Genomic DNA, 22,623 nt, shown 5'->3' on the forward strand with positions numbered 1-22,623 from the left:
CATTAAATATCGTATGATTTACCCTGCTCCACGAAACTCATAAGACCAGTACGTCCGATAAACTGCTGCATCGTATCCCCGTAATGCATCAACCGCGTGATCGTCTGGATGGATTCCGGCAGTGTCAGCAATTCATCCAGACAGGCATGAACCGTACCCGGGGCAGTAAGCTGGCAATCGTGAAAAATAGAGCGAACGCCGCGTTCATCCACCAACTGCTGCAGAAGCTCACGGTCAAAAATCATATCTGCGCTATAGAAGAACCGCTCGTTGATAAGGAATGAGTAACTGAGCCGGCCCTCGATGTGCTCGGTCCGGATCGGTTCAATCACCAGACCGGGCGCAAGCTCGGTTGGTTCACCGACCGTAAGCTCACGGACTTCGAAGAAGTCCTCTAATGTTTGCAACGACCCTTGGACGAGCCCGCCCTTGAGGGTATGCTCCCACAGCGGTTCACGCAGTGGAGAGGGGATATATAGAACCGGCTTGCGCTGATGAACGAACAGCATTTGGAACGCAAATTCCTCAAGTCCTCCAACATGATCAGCATGGGTATGGCTAATGAGAACGGCATCTAAGTCGCCGAACGAGACGCCTAACTTATGTAGTGCGGCTGGTGCGGTAATCCCGCAATCGATGAGCAGCCGAAACCCGTCCGCGTCAATGATTGCATTGTTGTTATCGTATACTTTGGCAAACGCACTGCCCGTCCCAATCATCGTAATTGCAGCTGTCACTTTTAATTCCTCCTCATCTAACGAAGCGCCAATACCTACCTTTATCCTACCATGTACGGTTTCCACGATGTATTCTATACGATTGCCTAAAGGATATCAGCCTATTAACAGCTAAGCCCATTCTGGGTACGCGTCCGCACCTACCTTCATATGATGGTGATAGATCCGCCATGACTAAGAGGTTGTTCTCAAAGCTCGCTGCGAACCGAACTTTGAGAACACGCATTATGAAGAACGAAGGTGTTGGACATCTATGAGCAAGGGTAAAGCGAAAGCATCGAAGAAGAAGAAAAAGTCAGCATCGGACCGCAAACAAGCCTTTATGAAGCTGGTCCTGTCAGACACCTGTGCCGTATGCAAGACGCCTTGCGCACGCGGTACGCAGTATTGGGAGCGGATGCAGGAGCCAGGCGCGATCGGCAAGGGCATTCCATGTCCGCTAACCAAAACTTATCATTAACAACGGGTAATTAACGGTGGGTTCATTTCCCGGGGAAGCGCGAGTTTCTACAGGTTACGACAGCTTTATGAAATTTTATTCATAATCTGTTTTTACAGGCGCAACTTTACCGGGAAAGGAGAGTATAACCTTTCATCAGACAGGCGATGGAGGGTATACATCTATGAGGTTGAGAAAGGTGCTCATTGCACTTATGCTGCTGTCCGTGTGGGGAGGAAGCATGATATTCGCTGATGCTGCCGTACAGAAGGTACGCGTCATTGTGAATGGCAGTGAACTAGACGATACCGGAGTGCTGGAAGACAACAAGACATACTTGCCGCTTCGTCAAATTGCAAATACGCTGCAGGCGCTCATCGCTTGGGATGAGAATACGAAGAAAGTAACGGTCTATAAACCGAATGTGCATATGTTCTTGTTTAAGGCGTCCGATAAAGAAGTTACGTTCGGCAACGTGGACAAAAATAACCGCGTGTCGTTCATGGTGTTCGCTCAGATCGATAACTTGTTGACCAGCGTTTCTGCGGTTAAAGTCTCGATCTTTGATCCTTACGGCAGCGAGAAGGTCATCCAGCAGCAATCGGTTAATGTGACGAAGGATAATTTCTGGTTCCGTACAAGCGATTTCAAATATTTCTTCGACTCCGCAGGCAAATATTCGGTTCGCTTCTATATGAAGGTTAACGATAACGATGAGTGGCGGCAAGTTTCGGAGAAAATGATTACGGCGCAATAAGAAAAGGTGACACCGGCTGAGATTATTCGGCCGGTGTTTTGCGTTTGACCACATGGGTCGAACATGATACGATACGAGGGTATATGCGCCTATAGGCGTATTAATGAGCGAAATGGGGTAAAACATATGAGCGAACATGAACATGTACATGGCGATGATTGCGGCTGCGGCCACGATCATGAACATGAAGAGCATGTATTTGTAATGACGGATGAAGACGGTACAGAGCGTGAGATGGTAATGGTCTACACGTTTGAATCCGAAGAGCAAGTATACGCTGTTCTGATCGACCGCAACAATCCAGAAGAAGACGGTCTCATCTTCCGTATCGAAGAAGAGAACGAAGAAGCGTTCCTCGTAGGCATCGAAGATGATGCTGAATGGGATCGCGTTACGAAAGTATACGAAGAAATTGCTGCTGCAGAGAACAGCAAGTAAGATTTCTACCCGCCTAAATCCTCCCTGCAAGGGAGGACCCCATGGGACTACCGTCCCCTGGACCCCGGAAAGGGCTGGTGGCAAGACGATTGCGTAGTCTAGTTACTGCGTGATGAGAGACGCGTGCCCCTTGTGTGGCACAACTTTCGTTCGAGCTTTCTAGTAAGAAGACATGCCTGCAGCTTATGCTGCAGGCATTTTTTGTCCATATAAGAAATTTGATTGGAATTAAGAAAGATGGATTGTATAAACGCTGTCTGCGAAATCCCTCATTTACGAGGATTGAAATACATAACCCGTCCGTTGAACAGCGTAAGTTCGGCTTTCAACCGCTGTGCGATGAACCGGCACAATTCAGTCGCTTTGCCCTTATCGCCATGGGTAGCGCCATCGGGGAGGACGATTTGCACGGTTGGACAACTCTCTTCGGCTTGCTCATTCGCTGCCGTTGCGCTTAATGCGATGTGTCGATAACGGGAAGCATTGCCTCGTAGGTACAGCCATGCCGGTTCACTGCCTGACGGTTTAACAACCTTCTCAACCGTGTAAGGAAATGCTGCCTCTTCATATTCCCAATTCAACTGATGACCGGTTCGTTTCAGCGCATCCTGATACAGCTCAAGCGACTGCTCCAGCTCTTCCAATGTGATGCCCGACGGAGCGGCTGAGCCTTGAACTAACCGAATGTAAGCGTGATTTCCCATCTGCGCACACCTCCTATACGCATCATAGCATGGCCAGGGAAAAGCTGACAATGACTGCGATGCGTCATGCAAAAAAGCCGTCCGACATAGCGCGCTGAACGCGGCTAATGCAGAACGGCTTATCATCAATAAACCTCAATTTAACTTAGAAAATCGCCTCTTCGTCAGCGATTACTTTCACGAATTGAATCGTACGGTCTTCCGGACCTTTGACCGGCAGTCCGACTTCCACGTGATCAACGATATAATCGATGTTCTCCTGCGAGATGACTTCACCCGGCAGAAGGATCGGAATGCCTGGCGGATAAACATAAATAAATTCTGCAATGATGCGTCCTGCCGATTCCTTGAACGGAATAACTTCCGTATCCTCGTAGAACGCGTCGCGCGGCGTGAGAGCCAGATGCGGAATCTCCGGGATTTTGACCACAAGTTCCTTCACTTCGCCCTTCGAATGGAATTCGTCGGACATCGTGCGCAGCGCATGAATCAGCTTTTCTGCCGTTTCTTGGGTATCTCCAGTCGTAATCAGGCACAAAATGTTATACATATCGCTCATCTCGACTTCGAGATTGTAGCGGTCGCGCAGCCAGTTCTCTGCTTCGTAGCCCGTAATGCCGAGATGGCGGACATGGATCGTTACTTTGGTCGGATCATAGTCATACGTCGCTTCTCCGCCCAAGATGTCCTCGCCGAAGGAGTACAGGTCTTTAATCGTATTAACTTCTGCCCGAACATATTGGGCAAGCTCAATCGCGCGTTCGGCCATTTCATGTCCGTTGAGAGCCAGATGACGGCGAGACGTATCAAGCGATGCGAGCAAAATATACGACGTTGACGTCGTCGTCAGCATACTGATAATCGTCTGAATGCGAGTTGGATTGACGCGCCCGGCACGAACGTTAAGGACAGAGCTCTGCGTCATCGAACCGCCCAGCTTGTGAACGCTTGTTGCCGCCATATCGGCGCCAGCCTGCATCGCGGACATAGGCAGCTTCTCGTGGAAGTGGATGAGCACGCCATGCGCTTCGTCTACGAGTACGGGTACATCATAACTGTGAACCAGCTCGACGATTTCTTTCAGGTTGGCACAGATGCCGTAGTAAGTCGGGTTAATGACGAGCACGGCTTTGGCATCCGGATGTTTGTCCAGCGCGCGGCGGACGGAGCGGGTCGTAATGCCGTGGTCGATCCCGAGATTGCCGTCACGGGCAGGCGATATGAATACAGGGCGAGCGCCGGACAAGATGATCGCAGCCATAACCGATTTATGTACGTTGCGCGGAACGATAATTTTCTCGCCGGGGCCGCACACCGACATAATCATGGTCATAATGGCATTGCTTGTACCTTGGACGGAAAAAAAGGTATAATCGGCTCCGAAGGCATCTGCTGCCAATTTTTGCGATTGTTCGATAACGCCTGTCGGTTGATGCAAATCGTCCAGTGGTGCGATATTGATTAAGTCGATTGATAGCGCATTATCACCGATAAATTCCCGGAACTCAGGGTCGCTGCCCATGCCTTTCTTGTGTCCGGGGATATGGAATTGTAAAGGATTTTGCTCCGCATGGCGGCGAAGCGCACTGAAGAGCGGAGTCTTGTTATGATCCATCGCTTCATCCCAGCCTTTCATCTAGCCTCGTAGTTACAAACAAAGTTGAGTATAGCAAAAACAGGGGGGAATGCAAGCAAGTTTTTGGCCGAAGGCCATCCGTTGTCTGCCTTGCATCTTGAACTGCGAATTAGGAAAGGAGCAGCACATGTCAACAATTAGTACCGCTATTGCAGGAAGAAGAGTACTCACTTCCCCATTTGTCATCCAATTGCTTATTATTATGTTCTTTGTTGAGTTTGTAAAAGGCGCGCTAATGGTTTCCATTCTGCCGGTCTACATGGGCACGGTACTTGGATTATCTGCTTATGCCGTCGGATGGGCGCTAGCCCTTCAATATATAGGAGATAATGCGTTCCGCAGTCCGCTTGGCTGGATTATCGATCGCGTTGGCTATCGAGCCGTCATGCTGACAGGCGTACTGTTAACATTCGCCGCTGTCGTCATCGTTGCCGTCACCGATGATATGCCATGGATCATTTGCGCTTGTCTGTTGATTGGCGTCGGTACTTCTCCGTTATGGCCTTGTGTCATTACAGGAACGACGGCGGTTGCAGGCACGGAGGCTAGCGGCACGATCATGAGTGTCGTCTATATGGCTTGGCTTATTGGCGTTGGAGCGGGGCCTATCGTCATTAATTTCTTCATTTCTCACTCCTATGAATTGTCGTTCAAAATATTAATCGCGCTAATGGTTATCGCAACGCTGGTGACGATATTCCTGCCGGGTCGGAAGCAATCTAGGGCGATCGAAGGTCGGGAAGAGTCAGCTGCCGTAGAGCATGATCATAAGAGTCGGCCTATGATGGAACGTATCCGTACGTATTTGGCTAAGGTCAGCAGCTCTATGCATGCAAGCAAACTGCTGTATCCGGCAATGTTCATGCAGAATTTCGCGCTGGGTCTTCTTGTGCCGGTATTGACTCTTTATGCGCGGACGGTACTTCACTTGGAGCCAGAACAGTACAGTATGTACATGCTGGCTGGTGGAGCTTTTACCGTAATCGGATTGATTCCGGTCGGTAAAGCAGTCGATAAATACGGGACGCGGTGGTTTCTGCACCTCGGCTTCCCGGCTGCTGCTATTTCGCTTACGCTGCTTGGTTATACGCGTGACCTATTGCTCGTACTGCCGATCGTCGCACTCGTTGGCTTAAGCTATGCGTTCATTATACCGTCCTGGAATGCCTTAATTGCTGAAGCGATTCCGAAGGAAGAACGGGGTGCCGTGTGGGGCTTCTTCTTAACGATTGAAGGAGCAGGCATGGTGTTCGGTTCGATCTTATCGGGCAAAATGTGGGATACATACGGTCCGCATTCGCCGTTTCTTGTTAGCGGCGTCGTGCTGATCTCGCTGTTCGTTCTTCATTTGTTCATCACACGCAAGTCAGCGGTTATGGTACGATAGGCAGATGGAGGGATTAACCAAATGAAAGACAAACGTCTGCTAATCGTTATGGCAACACTTATGATTACGTTCGTCGGCTTCGGCATCATTATACCGGTAATGCCGGAGCTCATTCTGGCGACCAACACAGGCTCTGCCGAATTGCATACCGGTCTGATGCTTGCCATCTATTCCGCTGTCTCGTTCGTGTTGTCTCCAATGTGGGGCGGCTTGTCCGATCGTATCGGACGGCGACCGGTTATTCTAACAGGCGTGCTCGGCTTTGCAGCCAGCTTCCTATTGTTTGGTCTTGCGGCAGGCAACTTGCCGCTTATGTATGCGTCACGCGTCCTTGGCGGCTTGTTCTCGGGTGCGGTTACATCTGTTATCGTCGCTTATGTGGCGGACATCACACCCCCTGAACAACGGACCAAAGGGATGGGACTTGTCGGCATGTCGATCGGTCTTGGTTTTACAATTGGTCCTGGTTTCGGCGGATTGCTCAGCCAAGTGTCGCTGGAGACACCATTCTATGTCGCTGCCGGTCTATCGACCGTAACTTTCCTGCTCGCATGGGCGAAGCTCGGCGAATCGCTTGCGCCGGAGCGCCGCCGCTCATCGAGTGAGCGCAACCCATCCCGATGGACGGCATTTACGGGACCGCTCAAATATTTGTACATACTCGCGTACGTCGTTTCGTTCTCCCTTGCAGGCATGGAAGCAACGCTGCAGTTTTTCGGAATCGAACGGTTTGATGTAACGCCAGGACAGGTCGGCTTCATGTTCTTCGTGTGCGGAATCGTCGGAGCGCTCATTCAAGGCGGCGTTGTTCGCAGAAGAATCAAGAAAGGCGAGGAACCGAAGTATATTATGCTGGGCCTTATCATCTCAGCAATCGGTTTCTTCCTGCTCATGTTCTCGCATTCTCTTGTATGGGCAACGGTAGCGCTGGCCGTATTCGGCGTAGGCAATGCGCTCATTCGCCCTTGCGTCACCTCGCTTATTACACAGAAGACGACGGTTGGACAAGGTGTTGCCTCGGGGCTTAGCTCGTCTATGGACAGCTTGGGACGTATTACTGGCCCGCTGCTTGGCGCTTTCTTGTTCGGCTTGAATCTGCAGCTGCCATACGTCGTTGGCGGTGTTCTATCGCTGGCAGCGCTCTTGCTGCTTGCACAGTTCAGACGCATGGATCGTCAGCCTGCGCATGACCCGCATACGAAGACGGCATAACGGCAGCTTAGGATTACAACATCAAGGTCGAAGCTAGGCTTACCAGAAGCCGGCCCGAAATGTCCCTGCAGCGGACGTTCGGGTCGGTTTTTTGCATAGGAAAAGTCATACGGGGGAGAGAGTCGCTGTGGGGGTAACGATTGTATGGGTAGAGGATGAGCAAGCGCTTCTTGAAGAAGGGATTCGATATTTGCAGATGGAGGGCTTCGAAGTCCATGGTGCGGCTAGCTTTGATGAGGCTGTTCAGCACATCGAGTCGCATCGTCCAAGCCTGCTGCTTGTAGATTGGATGCTGCCAGGTGGCGCAAGCGGCATCGATCTATGTAAGCGTAATGCGAATGAATGGCGTCTTCCTGTCATTATGCTGACCGCTAAGGGGGACGAGTTCGATAAAGTTCTGGCACTTGAATTAGGAGCCGATGATTACATGGCAAAGCCGTTTAGCCTACGGGAGCTTACAGCTCGGATTAAGGCTGTCCTTCGCCGAGCGGAGCGCGGTGCTGGGCAAGTGTCCGGCCCCGAAACAAGCAGCGAATCTGCGATTGTTCGTCGGGGTGAGCTGACGATTGATCCTGATCGTTACGTTGTAGAGAAGAATGGTGTTCCGGTCGATCTGACACGTACGGAATTCATGCTAATCTGGCAGCTTGCGCAGCATCCCGGACGCGTATATACAAGAGCTCATCTAATGGAAGCTGCACTTGGTGATGACTATCTGGGCTTCGAACGCACGATCGATTCTCATATTCGCAATGTTAGACGTAAGTTGGAGGACAATGCAGCAGAGCCGAAATATGTGCTTACGGTCTATGGTGTCGGTTACAAGTTTGGTTAGACGTCCAGGAGGTGCCCTTATTCCTTTGATGAAGAAGAACGATTCGAATGGGTCCCGGTCCACTTGGGTGACAGCGGCAAACATTGGTGGAATAGCAGCGTTGTTCGCTTCTGTATTGCTGCTAGGGAGTGGCTGGTTCGTTCAACGGCAAGCGTTGAAGGATCGAAATGAAGAGCAGGCGATTTATTGGAATCGATATGCAGCGAACTATTATGAAACTCAAGGTGGATGGCAAGGACTGGAGGAGAGGTTGTCCGCAGATGTGCGGGATTATCCGCTCCATGCTTTAAACGTACTTGTATTCGATGTTAATGGCAAGCGAGTGGCACAAGGCGGCGCGGCAGTTGAACGGTCCAGCGATAATCGCAAACCGATTGTTGAAGATGGCGCCATTATTGGCTATACCCAGACTGCGATTAGTCGCGGAGCGAGTATTCCAGGTGCAGCTTGGATTGGATCGATTATCGCCTTTATAACTTGCTATGCGCTCTGGTTGTTGTTGATTAAACGTTGGCGTTCCGAATCATCGCGTATGATGAATCGTGTTCAGGAGCGTATAGCGGGGATCGTACCTTCTCGAAGCAGTGGCGACATCTATCCCCCTATAAGCCCGGTCGCTGATCCGTACGAACAATTCGCTGCGACTGATAACCGGTTGGAGCACGATTTAGCGCATATCGATGCTTATGTGCGCAAGCTGGAGACTGTTCGGCGGTCGATGGTTGCAGATATTGCGCATGAGCTGCGTACACCGCTTGCCATTATGCGTTCTCAGCTTGAGAATGCATTAATTGCCGAGACGCCGCTGCCACTCGAGAAGACGGCTTTTATGCATGATGAACTGCTCTATTTGACGAAGCTCGTTCATGATTTGCAGGAGCTCGCATTGGCAGAAGCGGGCAAGCTGCCGCTAGAGAAGAGTTGGTTCTCGCTCCGAGAAGCTAGCGAGGCTGTTATTGAGGCGTTGCAAGGCGAGGCTGAGGAAGAGACCTTATCGATACAATTGGACGGGCCAACCGATGTGATGGTTTATGCGGATCGGGTTCGTGTCCGCCAGTTGATCGTCAACTTGATCGGGAATGCGATTCAGCATGCTCGAACAGAGGTTGTCATATCGGTGCATCAGCAGGAAGGGAGCGTAACATGGTCGGTAAAGGATGATGGATTCGGTATCGAGAAGGAGCAGCTCGCCCATCTATTTGAACGATTTTACCGAAGTGCCTCACATACCAACGATAATAAACGCCGTGGGCTTGGGCTGGGCCTATCAATAGTTAAGCAGTATGCAGAGGCGCATGGCGGGACGATTGAGGTGAACAGCGTATGGGGAGAAGGGACGACCTTCCGCTTGCAGCTTCCGGTTATTACGGTTTAGCGATCTGCACAAGTTCTGCACATTTGCTCGATAATGGCTGCACATGAGTCTGATACCTTATCCGTAGCAGTAATTCATTAGGATATGGGGAGGAAGACGAATCGTGATTCGAGTCGAACATTTGACGAAGACGTACGGGCAAGGCAATGCAGCAGCATATGCGCTGCGAGATATTAGTCTTGAGATCGCTGAAGGGGAGTCTGTCGCTGTAACGGGGCCGTCTGGCTGTGGCAAAACGACACTGCTGCATGTGCTGGCAGGCATTGAAACTTTGGACGAGGGCAAAGTGTGGATCGGAAATGTCGCGCTTCATGAGCTGAAGGAGCAGGAGCTGGCACAGCTGCGTCTGGAACGAATGGGATTCGTATTCCAAGCGTATCATCTCGTTCCGGTATTGACAGCTTGGGAGAACGTTTCCCTTCCGCTTACGGCTAGGGGATTCAAGGCATCTGATGCGAAGAAGCAGGCGATGGAGGCGCTCCATCGTGTTGGGCTCTCAGACAAGGCGCGTCGTTATCCATCCGAACTGTCCGGCGGGCAGAATCAGCGTGTAGCCATTGCGCGGGCCATCGTGGGACGACCGGCCATCATTTGGGCGGACGAGCCAACAGGCGCTCTGGACTCCGAGTCGGCGGAGCAAGTCATTGGACTGCTCGACATGCTGCACAAACATGATGGAACGACAGTTGTAACGGTCACGCATGATAGCAGCATTGCACAGAAAGCGAATCGGATCATACGGATGCATAACGGACGTGTGCTGGATCATGGGTTGGTGGTGCAATGATTAGGCAGCGAATCGTATGGAAGATGGCGCTCGCTAACGCGAAGCTCAGCTGGAAGCAGACGGTGCTGACGATCGTTGCAGGTGCAATCGGCACGATGCTTATCGTCATGGCATATGTCCAATATCATTCTGTGGGCAGAAGCGCCGATGATTGGATCAATCGCCATTATGGCGTAGTGAGCTGGGAGTTGATCCCTAAGGATAAAGATGCTGATCGCTTATTCTCGAATAAGGAAGTCGATCAGATTGTAGGTAGTTACAAGCGTATAGGGGATTCGATAAAACTTCTACCTGTTGTTAGCACGGATGTTTACATGGTGAAGCTGCAAGCGGATGGACAAGCAGCAGGAGCGCTGCCTGGTGTACATGTAATGGGCTTCAATTCAGTAGCAGCAGCCTCCTATGACACCAGCACGAGCGAGCTCTGGTCAACGGGGATGGCTGATGATTCCGCTATTATTGATGAGCAGACGGCATCACTTAGCGGTTTGAACGTTGATGATGCGATCCGGCTGGAAGCGGTGAATGGAAATTCGCTGCTTGTACAAGTGAAGCAGATCGTACCGACGCAAGGGCTGCCCGGCTACCGTGGGCAGAACGCGAAAAGTATTGGGACTGTTATCGTGTCCGAAGGCGCAGTGCGTCAACTGACCGGCATGAAGGAAGGCTACGATCGGCTGTTGGCTCGTAATGCAGTAGGATCTTCTGCACTGAACGGTTTTTCAACACCTTCTGAACCAATGTTCCAGTCTCAATTCGTCAAATGGGAGGCAATGGGTCAGGCTGATCAGATGAGAAAGCAGTATATTACGGTATTCTTAATCTGTGCTGTAGCCATCGCCTCTTGTTTACTGCTGCTCCGTCAAATCCTCGCGATGATTGCGGATGCAAGGCGTGAGATGTTCGGAGTGCTTCGAGCGCTCGGGTTGTCGCGCGGTCACATTCGCAGCATGTTCGTTGCAGAGGCGATGGTGCTGTCTATTATTTGTGTTGTACTGGGTACTGCATTAGGTATAGGGAGCGGCGTTCTGTTAGTCAAGTTGTTCTATGGTACATATGCGGAAGAACTAGCGCGTTCGTCAGGGATGAACATAACGGTCGTGCCGCATATTTCGATTGGCGGTCTGCTCATCGTCATGGCTATCATCGTGTTGTTCATGATGATCGTTGCATTGCTTGTTGCACGCAAAGCCGGTAAAGTTCGGATTATCGATGCCCTCAGAGGAGGCTACGATACGATCAGCGATGCTCGTACAACTAAGAAGCGGCACAAGAAATCGATACTGATGTTGGTTCTCGCTGGTTGTGCGGTCATCCTTCATCTAAGTCAACTTGTTGCGGATCCGCCAGAAGCAACGGGCAAATTCATTCTTTTGATCCTGATGACTTGGCTGGCTGGTTGCCTTGGCGCACTCTACATCATTCTTCGTTTGGCTGGACACGCTGCGGGACCGATAGACTGGATCGCTAAAACGCTTCGATTCCCACAAGTATCGATTTTGCTTGCCAGCCGATTCTCCAGGCAGCATCCAGCAAGGACCTATACGATTGCGCTGTTATTCGCGCTCATGATGATGATGCTGACGTTGACAACTTCGCTGTATATAACTATCTATGAACGGCAGGACGTAGAGAAAACGAACCAGACCGTACTTGGGTATAACGGCTACGTAGGCTACGATACGCAGGAACAGAAGCGTCGCATCCTGGATGTTGTGGCGAGTAATGAAGAAGTACAGTCTATCGTGGAGCGAAGCACGATATTGGAACCTTACATGCTGACTATAAACGAAAATGGAGTCGGCCACGCATTCGTACCGGTAACGGACGAATTGTTGGCTGGCGGGGGATTGCAACTGCGACAGCGGGCTTCTCAATTCACTAGTGATGAAGAAGCGTGGTCGGCGGTGAAGAATGATGCGCGTTATATCATTTTGCCCATGTGGTATTTGTATCCTTATCCGGATCGGGCGGATTTCGATAAGCAGGTTCTCGTTAAGGCTGGCGATACAATTGAAATTCCGATCTATGAGTCGAAACTGCGAATGATGAATGAGAAGTGGGTAGCGAATGAAACAAGGACGTTCATCGTTGCAGGATTTGCCGAGAATAACTCGGAATCGAAGATGCAGACCTATTTGTTTCGAACAAATTACGTGAATCCAGCCGTACATGAGGAGCTACGCAAGTATGGCTACAAGTGGCCGGACCAATTCAAAGAGGGTTTAGTGCTTCTTCAATACAATGACCGGGATATGAAGATTACGCAGCGGCTTGAAGAGACGATGCTGATGAATGGCATTACGACGTTCGAATCGCCTTATGCGAATAATCGGGCGCAGCAGCTCATTAATAAGCAGCTAGTTAGAGGCTTCATTGGATTTACGATGGTAGCAGCATTGATTGGTCTGTTCGGCCTTGTTATTGTACAGCTTCGTGCTGTACAGGAGCGGGCGAAGTCGATTGCAATGCTTCGATGCGTCGGATTATCCCGCAGTCATATAAGCCGGATGTTTATGCTGGAAGGCAGTCTCATTAGTATAGCGGGGCTTGCGGTGGGCTGGTTGATCGGCTCGACAGGCGCACAAGTTTTTATCAATACGCTTAAACAAGATACACGTCCTGGCGATCAGCCCGTGCTCTATCATTATCCATTCGATACGATCATTCCACTCCTGCTTACACTGCTTGTCGCAGCTCTGGTTATGAATATGGCCCCGGCCAGCGGAGCATTGAAGCTCGCACCGGCCGAGGCCCTTCGGGAAGCCCAGCAGTAGCTGGTCGTTAAGGCGTTGGAACGGCAAGGCCTCTCATGATAAAATCGATCGTCGCTTGCCGTTCCTGCTCATCGTCCCATTCCGCTCCTTCCTTCTCGCCGTACAACGCACGAACGACCACATAACCGATCATAGTAGATACGGCGAGCCGAATAATCGTGGAGGAGGGCAGGTCGATGAGCATGCCGTCTTCGCGGAATCGGTCGACGATAACCGTCATTCGGGCCAGCACCTGCTTCAGGACCACCTTCTGGAACTGCTCCTGCAGGTCGGGGTGAAAGGGAACCTCTTGCACGAATATTTTCAGAATGGACATGTTCTTCTTCAGAAATAGAATCCGATTCTCAATGACCGCGCGAAGAAACTGATCGAAGCTGTCGTATCGGTCCTCGAATACGCGGCCGAAATCACGCAGGACGAAAGGCGTGACCAGGCGCGTCATAACGGGCGCGACAATGGATAGCAATAAATCTTTCTTCGTGCGGTAATGGCGGAATATCGTCCCTTCGGCAACGCCCGCTTGCTGAGCGATTTCACTGGTGGAGGCGGCTGCGAACCCTTTGCGGGCGAATATTTCCGCAGCGGCAGCGACGATCCGGGCTTGTTTGTCAGTCATCTTAAGCTGCGGATCGTCTTGCTGCATCAATTCTTTGAGCCACTCATCGATTGGCTGCTGCTGCGTCATGCTGTGTCACTCCTTTATTGCTTTATAGCTGGCGATGTTTGCGAAGTGCGATAACATTCAACAGCGCGAATAAGGCTGAGAAGCCAAGCAGCACATAAGCATCCACTCCGAAATCTCCCCAGCCTTCCCCGCGAATCATAATGCCGCGCATCGCATCCGCACCATAGTACAGCGGCATAATGTTACTTATCTTTTGAAGCCACGGATTCATTGCCTCAAGATTGAACAACCCGCTGAAGAATGCTTGCGGTACGATAACGATCGGAATGAATTGAATAATTTGAAATTCGGTGCTTGCGAATGAGGAGAGCAATGTTCCTAAGGTCAAAGCAGTCAGAGCCAGCAAAAGGTTTATCAGCAGCATGTAGCCAATCGATCCTACCATATACATATCGAGCACTTTGACGGAATAAGCAGCGATCAATGTCGCCTGCAGCAGGGCGAATACGCCGAAGCCTGCGAGATAGCCGACAACAATCTCATGTCTTCGTATCGGAGTTGCCAGCAATCGCTCAAGCGTGCCGCTCGTTCGTTCGCGCAGGAAGGAGACACCCGCCAGCAGGAAGACGAAGAAGAACGAGAAGAAACCGATGAGGACAGGACCAAATGAATCGAATGAGGCCATATCAGCGCTGCCATGCAAGTAAGACACGACAAGTGACGTATCGATGTTCACGTGTTCGCGCAGGATGTTCTGAAGCAGGAGCAACACAGCTTTATTGGTCGAAGGATCACTGCCCTCTAGGGTAATTGACGGACGACCGTTGTTTACCGTCAATACGGCATCTAAATTTCCCTTCCGCAGATCTGCCATCGCTTCATCGATGCTGGAATAGCTCTGGATATCCGCATCCGATGAAGTAAGCTGTTCCGTCAAGGCAGCAGGCATCTCAGCGATGCCAATGTCCGGTGATACCGACTGACCGTCAAACACGAACTTCATGAGCGTTAATACAAACAGTGGAGCAATGAACAGCAGGGCGAGCGTGCGGCGATCTCGAACAAACTGCTGCATAATGCGCAGAGCTAATGCACTAACTCTCATCGGACTGCGCCCCCTTCCATGCGGGTGCCCAATGTAATGAAAGCTTCTTCAATGCTGCTGCTGCCTGTTTGCGCGAGCAGGTTGGCAGGCGTATCAACTGCAATGAATCGTCCTTCCCGAATAAGTCCAAGACGATCACACTTCTCTGCTTCATCCATCACGTGGGTCGTCACGATAATCGTTGTACCCTGCGCAGCTAGTGATCGGAGCTCTTGCCAGATCGAGCGGCGAAGGACGGGATCGATCCCAACAGTTGGCTCATCCAGTACGAGCAGGGAAGGTTGATGCATGAGCGCAATGGCTAGAGACAGCCTGCGTTTCATGCCGCCGGAATAAGCGGCTACTTGCTTGTTCAGATGCTCTGTCAGATTGACGAGGCGTGCCGCTTCTTCGATCCGCTGCTTCAGAACCGCTCGTTTGAGTCCGTACAGTTTGCCGAAGAAAGCCATGTTCTGCCGGCCGGACAGTTCCATGTACAGCGCATCGGACTGCGCCATATAGCCGAAACGATGGAGCATTTCGAGCTTTGGGAGATGAACACCAAACATATGTGCGCTGCCGCTGTCCGCACGGTCGATACCGGCCATCAGCTTGATTAGCGTTGTTTTGCCGGAACCAGAAGGGCCTAGCAATCCGAATAGCTCGCCTTGCTGGACGGTTAAGGACACATGATCAATAATGGTGCGATGATTGAAGGAACGCGTCACTTCGTCCAGTACGATCGCTGGGGGAAGAGAACTTTCTAATGGTACGCTCATCATCGATTTCACTCCGATCGGATGGAATGAGTGTTTACTCACTATCCAGTATATTACTAATAAAGAATGTTGAGTAGTGAGTAATCACTCATTTTTTCCTCGGTCTCTAGACGGAGTGGAAGCTCCAACCATAGACGAGTCAGAAAACCGACCTCGGACGTTTTCGAGCGTTCCCTGCTCTCCTGTATGATTGCTAATGGATATGAGAGAGGAAATTAAAGGAGATGGATAGAGAATGAGTAAGTTGACGGAGTGGGCATTTCGCAACCGCTCGGCCGTTGTGCTGCTAATTATTATGGCACTAGGCTTAGGTGCGATCAGCTATGCGAGACTGCCGATGGAGTTCCTTCCCAAAATGGATCAACCTTCGGTGGCTGTGACCGTATTAGCACCAGGTTATGATGCCAAATCAGTAGAGAAGCAAGTAACTGGACCGATTGAAGAGGCGGTTCAATTCACCAAAGGCAAGTCCGACATGTTCTCGACGACCGGTGACGGATATGCGAGCATTCAGATTGCCTTCGGCTCTAAGGCGAATATGAAGGAAGCGAAGGCGGAGATCGAGCGCAGCGTAGCGAATGTTCAGCTGCCGAGTGGCGTTATGAAGCCGTTCGTTGTCCAATTCGATACATCAATGATTCCGATTTCATGGGTAGTTGTAACGTTTGATCAGACCATGACGGATGCAGAGAAAGAAGCGCGTATCAAGGAAATCGAGACGGAGATTAAGAAAGCGGACGGCGCGGGTCAAGTGTCGGTCTCCGGACGTGTAGCACCTCAAATTACGATTACGCCTGATCCTGCAAAGCTCTCCAGCAAAGGCTTGACAGTCCAAGCTATTATGGGTCTCTTGCAAAGTCGCGGCGTGTCGGCATCGATCGGTGAGCAAAATATCGACGGTTCAGCAGGCAACGTGAACGTCGTCGCATCGATCAATGATTTGGGGACGCTTCGTAAACTGCCGCTTGCAGAAGGTGTAACGCTTAGCGATGTAGCAACCGTTGAGATGGCGAAGAAGCAGGAGAGCATCGGTCGTATGAACGGCAAAGATACGATTATGCTCACGGTATCCAAAGCTGCGGATGCGAATGCTGTAACCGTTGGCAAGTCGGTTCAAGACATCGTGGACCAGCTCAATGCAAACCATAAAGATATTGAAGCATCCATTCTTATTAGCACGTCGGATATGGTCGTTGATTCGGTCAACAGCATGATGCAAGAGGTGCTGATGGGCGCTCTGTTCGCCACGATTGTCATTCTCGTGTTCATGCGCAATTTCCGTGCAACGCTCATTACGATCATTTCAATCCCATTGTCGCTCGGCATTACGCTTTACTTGTTGCAAATTTCCGGCGTTTCGCTGAACATCATTACGCTCGGTGGTGTCGCAGTAGCAGTCGGACGTCTGGTAGACGATAGTATCGTTGTTATCGAGAACATATACCGCAGGCTGCAAAAGGAGTCGTTCAACTTCAAGCTCGTTATCGATGCAACGAAGGAGGTTTCGACTGCTATTACGTCTTCGACGCTCGTCACGGTAGCGGTATTCCTGCCGATGGCACTGCTTCGCGGTTCGCTCCAAGCGCTTCTGCTGCCATTCGCACTGACGGTTGGTTACTCGCTGCTAGCATCGCTGCTCGTCGCATTGACAGTCGTACCTATCCTAAGTGCAGTCTTGCTTCGCAATACGAAAGCTGTTGAACATAAAGGCTCACCACGCTTCGCCGCATTCCTCGGTTGGAATCTGAAGCACAAATGGGTGCCGCTGCTTATCGCAGTCGTTCTGTTCGTCGGATCGATAGGTGCTTATATAGGCTTGCCGAAGGGTGCTATTGATTCCTCCAGCGCAGACATGTTGAACGTGACGTTGGAATATCCAAGCGATACGACAGTTGAGAAGGTGCTGGACAACGGCAAGAAGCTGGAACAATATTTGATCGGCAACCAATCGGTTGACAAAGAATTTATGCAGTACGGCAATAGCTCGGATAATGCAAAGTATGGCAGTGTATCGTCGCCGACCGTTGTTACGTTCATGGTGTTTGTGAAGGAAGGGGCAGATGCAGATAAGCTGATGTCGGACATCAAAGCGCAGCAGTCCAGCCTTGATAACGGCGACATCCAAGCAAGTGCATCAAGCTTAATGAGCGACAGCAGCGGTTCGTCCGTATTCGTCGACGTCGTTGGCGATAATCTCGATGATCTTAGCACAGCGGCAGCGAGCCTCATGACTGAAATCAAAACAGTAGATAACGTACTGAAAGTATCCAGTAACCAAGAACAGAAGAAGACGGTCTACACGTTCGATATCGATCCGCTCAAAGCGCGTGGTCAAGACGTGGCAATGCAGCTTCAAGCGCTGCTGAACCCAATGCCGATTGGTACGCTGAACATTGATGGCCATGATTCCTCTGTAATTTTGCAGCCAACGATTAAACCAGAAACAGAGCAAAACCTGAAAGAATTGACGGTAATGACGGATAACGGACCGACGCCGATCGCGCAAGTGGCGAAGCTCGTGAAGTCGGAAGAGCCAAGCATGTACTACCATAAAGACGGCAAACCGTATGTACGCATAACGGCAGTGGCCGATCCGAAGAAGTTATCCGTCGTAGGCGCAGACATTAAGAAGAAAGCAGATTCGCTGAAAGTTCCGGATGGCGTGAAGCTGATCGTTGGCGGCGCTTCGGTCGACCAGTCGGGCGACTTCGCAGACCTTGGGGTTACAGCGCTTATTTCGATCCTTATTGTGTACTTGATTATGGTGCTCACGTTCAAAACGCTTCGCGCACCGCTCGCGATTCTGTTCTCTCTGCCGCTCGCAGCAATCGGTGCTGTTATCGGTCTGATCATCGGCAATGTTACGCCGGACTTCACAGCCGCATTCGGTGGCCTCATGCTGGTCGGCATCGTTGTCACGAACGCGATCGTACTGATCGACCGCGTGAAGCAGAACGAGAAAACGATGTCGATCCGCGAAGCGCTGATCGAAGCTGCAACGACACGTATGCGCCCGATCGTCATGACAGCTGTCGCTACAATCTGTGCGATGCTGCCTCTGATCTTCGGCTCGCATGAGAGCGGAAGCATCGTCTCGCAAAGCTTGGCGATCGTCGTCATCGGCGGTCTGACGGCTGCAACGCTGCTCACGCTCATCATTGTGCCTTGCATTTATGAATTGTTCTTCTTCCTCAAGTCGCGCAAACAACGCCGCAATGCAACGCAGACGGCTAAACAGCAAGCAGCTAACGTTGCTGTACAGAATTAAGCAATATACCTTTACTTATGAAGGAGCGCCCAAGCTTAAAGGGCGCTCCTTTTTTATTTGGTACTCATTATCGTGCAACAATTGGATATTATTACCGTTTATGAATAAAGAGAAAGAGGAAAGGACAGTGAAAGGATGAGAAAGTTTTGGGTTGGATTGTTATGCGGTGTTGTTCTCAGTTTCTCTATTGCTGCTGCGGCTCCTGACACTATTCAAGGTATTCTGTATCCAAGTAAGATCACGATTCACGATGGTAACAAGGTCAAGGAAATCAGCACATCCACTGGCGCCACTGTTATTAGCTTCAATAATCAAGCCTACATCCCTCTAAGATTATTTGCAGAGGCAACAGGGTCTGTTGTTACATTCAAAGCTGCCTCAGGTCAGAGCGACAAGCTTAATCAAATTGAAGTTTTTGGCTCATCGACGCTTGATGGAATGAACATCACCAGCAGCGATGGCTCAGTATCACTTGGCAATATCGTCAGTAAGGGGGACAATAAAGCACTAATTGAAGGTACAGTGAAGATTAATAAAGATATACGCGGCAAGGAAATCGTGATACAGGCTATTAGTAAGGATAGACCTACACAAACCTCTGAATACGTCTATATCAATGACGAAGAAATTAACCCTCCTAGGCCAGGAGATATAAGATCGTTTAAAGCGCTGCTTGCACATGACGGCGATGTTACTTATCGTGTCCTCGTTCAACCGATTGTCCATGTGACAACGAATACGCAGCTTGATCTTAACAATCCTGCTGTCGAGAAACCGATTTATAGTTTTATCGTTCCATCAGGAGATGAGTTTCAATTTGCGGAACGACCCGTAATCCCTTTTAACTTTAGTTTAATGAATACCGGCACAACCACAGTTGATATAAGCGCCGTTACAATGACCTTGAATGTTTACAAGAAAGACAGTAGTAATGCAGCCAATATTAAGGCGCTTTATACGTATAGAATACCACCAATGGCAGGGAAGCTTGCTCCTCGAGAATTGTTCGAGATCAATATCCCTTGGTTCCTCCATAATGACAGCGGAAAGCCTGGAACTTACATTGTGGAATTGGATATGCCCAAGCAAATTCAATTCCAAGAAGAAGGCAAAACCACGAAGCAGACCTGGAATGTTAAACTCCAATATGGCAGCCGATTCGAAGTTACACTTCACTAAATATGTTATTATTTAACTAGCATTTATTCATATTGACGATGCATAGAAGGAGTCGACACGATGCTCTATATTTTCAGCGGCTTGCCTGGCACTGGTAAATCTACGTTGTCATCGGCTTTAGCGCAAGAGCTCAAGGCGGTGCACCTGCGAGTTGATGTCGTAGAGCAGGCGATGCGGGATGCGGGGGTTCGAATCGAAGGACCTGAGGGATATATGGTTTGTTATGGACTTGCCTCGCACAATCTCCGATTGGGTCTGGATGTGATAGCCGATACAGTGAATCCCATCCCTATAACACGCTTAGCTTGGCGAGAAGTAGCGGAGTCCCTACATATTCCTTATGCTGAAATCGAGGTTATCTGCTCGGATAAGGAAGAGCACAGACATCGAGTGGAGACGCGAACAATCGATATTCCCGGATTAGTTCCCCCTACGTGGGAACAAGTCGTTAATCGTGATTTTGAAATATGGGATCGCGAACCTATTACCATCGATACAGCGCATCACTCCATTGCTGAGAGTATGCAGATGCTGAAAGATCAGCTATATAAAGCAAGAAGGGAGTAATTGTATGACCAACATCATTCAAGAGACTGTCATTCAACTGGCGGAACGATTTCAACTGCCCGAACGGGTTGTGAATATTGAAGAACTGCCGTGGGTTCCGTTCACAGACAATGAATCCTGTCACTTCAAGCCGCTTCGATTTGACCTGAGCACAGGGACGTGGATCTACTTATTCCGAATTGCAAGCAATCAAATACTCGGCAAACACCGGCACACAGGAGGCTCCGTCATCGGTTACAATGTACAAGGAAAATGGCGATACGAAGGGCGCTCATGGGTTGCGACGCCAGGCACTTTCGTATTCGAACCGCCAGGTGACATCCATACCCTCATCACGGAAGACGAAGAAGTCATCACCTTATTCATACTTGGCGGTGCTCTCCAATATTTCGATGATAACAACCAAATCACAGGCCAAGATGATATCTATTCGGTGTTGAAGAAGTATCGAGATCATTGCACGCAGCATGACATTGAAATCAGGGAAGATTTGATTTACTAGTTAAACAAAGATCTGTTCCTGCCACTTTGATTAGATTGGTTCGAACAGCATCAGATGTTTTGCATTCCAAAAAAAAAAGCGATGCCGGCGAAAATGCCAGCAGCGCTTTTCTATTTGCCTCCCACCACACGATATGCCAAGTGAAAAAGCTTGCTAGTCACCAACCTACTTCATCGCTACTCGATAAAGCGGCATCAGCGTTTCATACGTCTCAATGGCCTTCGCCAGCAGTTTCTCGCCGCTCTGCACAACCGCATCGCCGGGTGTCATATGGCGACCGATAAGAAGCTCCGCCGACTTCACGTCACGGAAACGGGTCAGCGCAGCGCGCCAGTCCGATTCCGTCATACCAGCGACTGGCATGCTCTCTTTCTTCATATGATCGAACGAAACCACGTAATCGCTTGGTACCGTACGGATGACCATATCCAATTCTCCGAGCAGCTTGGAAGCAATCTCCGGCTTGTTCGGCAGCTCGTAGATGAAAGCAAGCCACAGGAACAAATGGTCGTCGAACAGGCCAAGCTGAAAGTGAGGATGCTGCTTATAGCCGCGCTTGTTGTTGCACAGCGCCATCCATGTGTCCTTCGGTGCATTGACCGTACGGCGTGCATGCTTCGCAATGTGCAGGAACAACTCGTCCCCGGCAGCGGGCATGAGCTCGTGTGTCAGACGCTCGCCGAGCGCACGAAACTTAGGCTGAATACGCGATTGGATGGCAGCCATGCGCTGCTCCAGTCCATCGATCGTAAACGTAGCGAAGTCATCTTGCACGAAGCCCGCCTCATTCAATGGCGCCACAGGCAGTGCTGCAGTCGAATTCGTCGTCGTTGTCATGGTTGTAAGTCACTCCAATTCATTTATCCACGTAATTTCAAATAGAAAATAGCAATTTGCGTCCGGTCGCGCAGCTCCAGCTTATCTAAGATTTCGGAAATATAGTTCTTCACAGTTCCTTCGCTCAGATAGAGTGCGGCCGCTATTTCTTTGTTCGATAAGCCGTCGGCGATATGCCTGACGATCGATTGCTCCGCAGCAGTCAAGCCGTATCGGGTCAAATCACGCTCCTGCACGTCGCCGACAGGTGGTTTCACAACCGCTGAACCATCAACTGTCGCCGAACCGATCATGCCAGCCAGCTTGCGGGCGATGTCGGGGTGGATGAGCAGGGACCCCTCGTGAACCGTCTTGATCCCGCTAATGATGCGGCTTGGCGGGACATTTTTGAGCAAATATCCGTTAGCGCCATTCCGAATGGCTGCAGCAATGTACGCATCATCGTCGAATGTCGTTAGGACGAGCACGGATGGAGAATTAGGAAGCAACTTAATTAATCGCGTTCCCTCCACGCCATCGCAGCCTTGCATCCGCATGTCCATCAGCACGACATCGACATGCTGCTTCTGTACGAATTCATAAGCGGCTAGACCATCTTGACATGTGCCGGCTACAGTCAATTCATCGTCGAGGTCCAGTATAACCTTCATGCTCTCGCGAATGAAAGGATCGTCGTCCACGATTAGAATCGAAATCAT

The 22,623-nt window shown here is 50.3% G+C and carries 21 protein-coding genes; 13 read left to right on the forward strand and 8 right to left on the reverse strand.

What is annotated here, in order from left to right; translation table 11 throughout:
• Positions 1-2: 2 nt before the first annotated feature.
• Positions 3-737 (reverse strand): MBL fold metallo-hydrolase, encoded by a 735-nt coding sequence (locus tag H8B09_RS04835; RefSeq protein WP_191202298.1) that lies wholly within the window; start codon positions 735-737, stop codon positions 3-5.
• Between the two features lie 253 nt (positions 738-990).
• Here H8B09_RS04835 and H8B09_RS04840 point away from each other — a divergent pair, with 253 nt between their 5' ends.
• The 3 genes from H8B09_RS04840 (at position 991) to H8B09_RS04850 (ending at position 2,371) form a co-directional block, all read left to right on the forward strand.
• Complete coding sequence (locus tag H8B09_RS04840; protein ID WP_191202299.1) at positions 991-1,197, forward strand: hypothetical protein; 207 nt, start codon at positions 991-993, stop codon at positions 1,195-1,197.
• A 163-nt stretch (positions 1,198-1,360) separates the two neighbouring features.
• Positions 1,361-1,933, forward strand: coding sequence for a stalk domain-containing protein (locus tag H8B09_RS04845; RefSeq protein WP_191202300.1), 573 nt, complete (start codon positions 1,361-1,363; stop codon positions 1,931-1,933).
• 126 nt (positions 1,934-2,059) lie between these two features.
• On the forward strand, positions 2,060-2,371 hold the full coding sequence (locus tag H8B09_RS04850) for a DUF1292 domain-containing protein (protein ID WP_191202301.1): 312 nt from the start codon (positions 2,060-2,062) through the stop codon (positions 2,369-2,371).
• A gap of 269 nt (positions 2,372-2,640) precedes the next feature.
• On the opposite strand, the gene H8B09_RS04855 is transcribed toward H8B09_RS04850, so the two are convergent.
• Entirely contained in the window at positions 2,641-3,075 is a 435-nt protein-coding gene (locus H8B09_RS04855) for a DUF1885 family protein (protein ID WP_191202302.1), read from the reverse strand.
• Positions 3,076-3,220: 145 nt separating this feature from the next.
• Positions 3,221-4,690 (reverse strand): aminotransferase class I/II-fold pyridoxal phosphate-dependent enzyme, encoded by a 1,470-nt coding sequence (locus H8B09_RS04860; protein WP_191202811.1) that lies wholly within the window; start codon positions 4,688-4,690, stop codon positions 3,221-3,223.
• 148 nt (positions 4,691-4,838) lie between these two features.
• Between H8B09_RS04860 and H8B09_RS04865 the strand changes: the two genes are divergently transcribed.
• The 6 genes from H8B09_RS04865 to H8B09_RS04890 all read left to right on the forward strand — a co-directional run bounded on the left by H8B09_RS04865 (position 4,839) and on the right by H8B09_RS04890 (position 13,084).
• Positions 4,839-6,098, forward strand: coding sequence for an MFS transporter (locus H8B09_RS04865; RefSeq protein WP_191202303.1), 1,260 nt, complete (start codon positions 4,839-4,841; stop codon positions 6,096-6,098).
• Positions 6,099-6,119: 21 nt separating this feature from the next.
• A complete protein-coding gene (locus H8B09_RS04870) occupies positions 6,120-7,310 on the forward strand; it encodes an MFS transporter (RefSeq protein WP_191202304.1) in 1,191 nt (396 codons plus the stop codon).
• A 127-nt stretch (positions 7,311-7,437) separates the two neighbouring features.
• A complete protein-coding gene (locus H8B09_RS04875) occupies positions 7,438-8,145 on the forward strand; it encodes a response regulator transcription factor (RefSeq protein WP_191202305.1) in 708 nt (235 codons plus the stop codon).
• 28 nt (positions 8,146-8,173) lie between these two features.
• Positions 8,174-9,520 carry a sensor histidine kinase gene (locus H8B09_RS04880; protein WP_224753354.1) on the forward strand — a complete coding sequence of 449 codons (1,347 nt, stop codon included), beginning with the start codon at positions 8,174-8,176 and terminating at the stop codon, positions 9,518-9,520.
• A gap of 103 nt (positions 9,521-9,623) precedes the next feature.
• Entirely contained in the window at positions 9,624-10,307 is a 684-nt protein-coding gene (locus H8B09_RS04885) for an ABC transporter ATP-binding protein (protein ID WP_191202307.1), read from the forward strand.
• Positions 10,304-13,084: an ABC transporter permease gene (locus H8B09_RS04890; RefSeq protein WP_191202308.1), complete on the forward strand. Its 2,781-nt coding sequence runs from the start codon at positions 10,304-10,306 to the stop codon at positions 13,082-13,084. Before H8B09_RS04885 ends, H8B09_RS04890 begins: the two co-directional genes overlap by 4 nt.
• 7 nt (positions 13,085-13,091) lie before the next feature.
• On the opposite strand, the gene H8B09_RS04895 is transcribed toward H8B09_RS04890, so the two are convergent.
• Genes H8B09_RS04895 through H8B09_RS04905 form a run of 3 tightly spaced genes read right to left on the reverse strand, consistent with a single transcriptional unit; the run spans position 13,092 to position 15,575 of the window.
• Entirely contained in the window at positions 13,092-13,769 is a 678-nt protein-coding gene (locus H8B09_RS04895; protein WP_191202309.1) for a TetR/AcrR family transcriptional regulator, read from the reverse strand.
• 22 nt (positions 13,770-13,791) lie between these two features.
• Positions 13,792-14,814: an ABC transporter permease gene (locus H8B09_RS04900; protein WP_191202310.1), complete on the reverse strand. Its 1,023-nt coding sequence runs from the start codon at positions 14,812-14,814 to the stop codon at positions 13,792-13,794.
• Positions 14,811-15,575, reverse strand: coding sequence for an ABC transporter ATP-binding protein (locus tag H8B09_RS04905; protein WP_224753257.1), 765 nt, complete (start codon positions 15,573-15,575; stop codon positions 14,811-14,813). The genes H8B09_RS04900 and H8B09_RS04905 overlap by 4 nt, the downstream gene beginning before the upstream one ends.
• 232 nt (positions 15,576-15,807) lie before the next feature.
• On the opposite strand from H8B09_RS04905, the gene H8B09_RS04910 reads away from it, so the two are divergent.
• From H8B09_RS04910 to H8B09_RS04925, 4 genes are all read left to right on the forward strand, one after another.
• The gene (locus tag H8B09_RS04910) at positions 15,808-18,840 is read left to right on the forward strand and encodes an efflux RND transporter permease subunit (protein ID WP_191202312.1); all 3,033 of its coding nucleotides are present in this window, start codon (positions 15,808-15,810) and stop codon (positions 18,838-18,840) included.
• A 135-nt stretch (positions 18,841-18,975) separates the two neighbouring features.
• Positions 18,976-20,019 (forward strand): hypothetical protein, encoded by a 1,044-nt coding sequence (locus tag H8B09_RS04915; RefSeq protein ID WP_191202313.1) that lies wholly within the window; start codon positions 18,976-18,978, stop codon positions 20,017-20,019.
• 60 nt (positions 20,020-20,079) lie between these two features.
• Complete coding sequence (locus H8B09_RS04920; protein ID WP_191202314.1) at positions 20,080-20,586, forward strand: P-loop nucleotide/nucleoside kinase family protein; 507 nt, start codon at positions 20,080-20,082, stop codon at positions 20,584-20,586.
• A 4-nt stretch (positions 20,587-20,590) separates the two neighbouring features.
• Positions 20,591-21,088 carry a 2,4'-dihydroxyacetophenone dioxygenase family protein gene (locus tag H8B09_RS04925; protein ID WP_191202315.1) on the forward strand — a complete coding sequence of 166 codons (498 nt, stop codon included), beginning with the start codon at positions 20,591-20,593 and terminating at the stop codon, positions 21,086-21,088.
• Between the two features lie 165 nt (positions 21,089-21,253).
• Here H8B09_RS04925 and H8B09_RS04930 read toward each other — a convergent pair whose 3' ends face one another.
• Positions 21,254-21,925, reverse strand: coding sequence for a DUF1054 domain-containing protein (locus tag H8B09_RS04930; RefSeq protein WP_191202316.1), 672 nt, complete (start codon positions 21,923-21,925; stop codon positions 21,254-21,256).
• 23 nt (positions 21,926-21,948) lie between these two features.
• Positions 21,949-22,623 (reverse strand): response regulator, encoded by a 675-nt coding sequence (locus H8B09_RS04935; RefSeq protein WP_191202317.1) that lies wholly within the window; start codon positions 22,621-22,623, stop codon positions 21,949-21,951.

Source organism: Paenibacillus terricola (genome assembly GCF_014779765.1).
Classification (GTDB): Bacteria; Bacillota; Bacilli; order Paenibacillales; family Paenibacillaceae; genus Paenibacillus_T; species Paenibacillus_T terricola.

Bases quoted from the DNA above. Each gene is read 5' to 3' on its own strand.
- H8B09_RS04865 (WP_191202303.1), top strand. From the start codon at position 4,839: ATGTCAACAATTAGTACCGCTATTGCAGGAAGAAGAGTACTCACTTCC.
- H8B09_RS04880 (WP_224753354.1), top strand. From the start codon at position 8,174: ATGAAGAAGAACGATTCGAATGGGTCCCGGTCCACTTGGGTGACAGCG.
- H8B09_RS04860 (WP_191202811.1), bottom strand. From the start codon at position 4,690: ATGGATCATAACAAGACTCCGCTCTTCAGTGCGCTTCGCCGCCATGCG.
- H8B09_RS04840 (WP_191202299.1), top strand. From the start codon at position 991: ATGAGCAAGGGTAAAGCGAAAGCATCGAAGAAGAAGAAAAAGTCAGCA.
- H8B09_RS04905 (WP_224753257.1), bottom strand. From the start codon at position 15,575: ATGATGAGCGTACCATTAGAAAGTTCTCTTCCCCCAGCGATCGTACTG.
- H8B09_RS04930 (WP_191202316.1), bottom strand. From the start codon at position 21,925: ATGACAACGACGACGAATTCGACTGCAGCACTGCCTGTGGCGCCATTG.
- H8B09_RS04900 (WP_191202310.1), bottom strand. From the start codon at position 14,814: ATGAGAGTTAGTGCATTAGCTCTGCGCATTATGCAGCAGTTTGTTCGA.
- H8B09_RS04895 (WP_191202309.1), bottom strand. From the start codon at position 13,769: ATGACGCAGCAGCAGCCAATCGATGAGTGGCTCAAAGAATTGATGCAG.
- H8B09_RS04920 (WP_191202314.1), top strand. From the start codon at position 20,080: ATGCTCTATATTTTCAGCGGCTTGCCTGGCACTGGTAAATCTACGTTG.
- H8B09_RS04855 (WP_191202302.1), bottom strand. From the start codon at position 3,075: ATGGGAAATCACGCTTACATTCGGTTAGTTCAAGGCTCAGCCGCTCCG.
- H8B09_RS04850 (WP_191202301.1), top strand. From the start codon at position 2,060: ATGAGCGAACATGAACATGTACATGGCGATGATTGCGGCTGCGGCCAC.
- H8B09_RS04910 (WP_191202312.1), top strand. From the start codon at position 15,808: ATGAGTAAGTTGACGGAGTGGGCATTTCGCAACCGCTCGGCCGTTGTG.
- H8B09_RS04915 (WP_191202313.1), top strand. From the start codon at position 18,976: ATGAGAAAGTTTTGGGTTGGATTGTTATGCGGTGTTGTTCTCAGTTTC.
- H8B09_RS04870 (WP_191202304.1), top strand. From the start codon at position 6,120: ATGAAAGACAAACGTCTGCTAATCGTTATGGCAACACTTATGATTACG.
- H8B09_RS04935 (WP_191202317.1), bottom strand. From the start codon at position 22,623: ATGATTTCGATTCTAATCGTGGACGACGATCCTTTCATTCGCGAGAGC.
- H8B09_RS04925 (WP_191202315.1), top strand. From the start codon at position 20,591: ATGACCAACATCATTCAAGAGACTGTCATTCAACTGGCGGAACGATTT.
- H8B09_RS04845 (WP_191202300.1), top strand. From the start codon at position 1,361: ATGAGGTTGAGAAAGGTGCTCATTGCACTTATGCTGCTGTCCGTGTGG.
- H8B09_RS04890 (WP_191202308.1), top strand. From the start codon at position 10,304: ATGATTAGGCAGCGAATCGTATGGAAGATGGCGCTCGCTAACGCGAAG.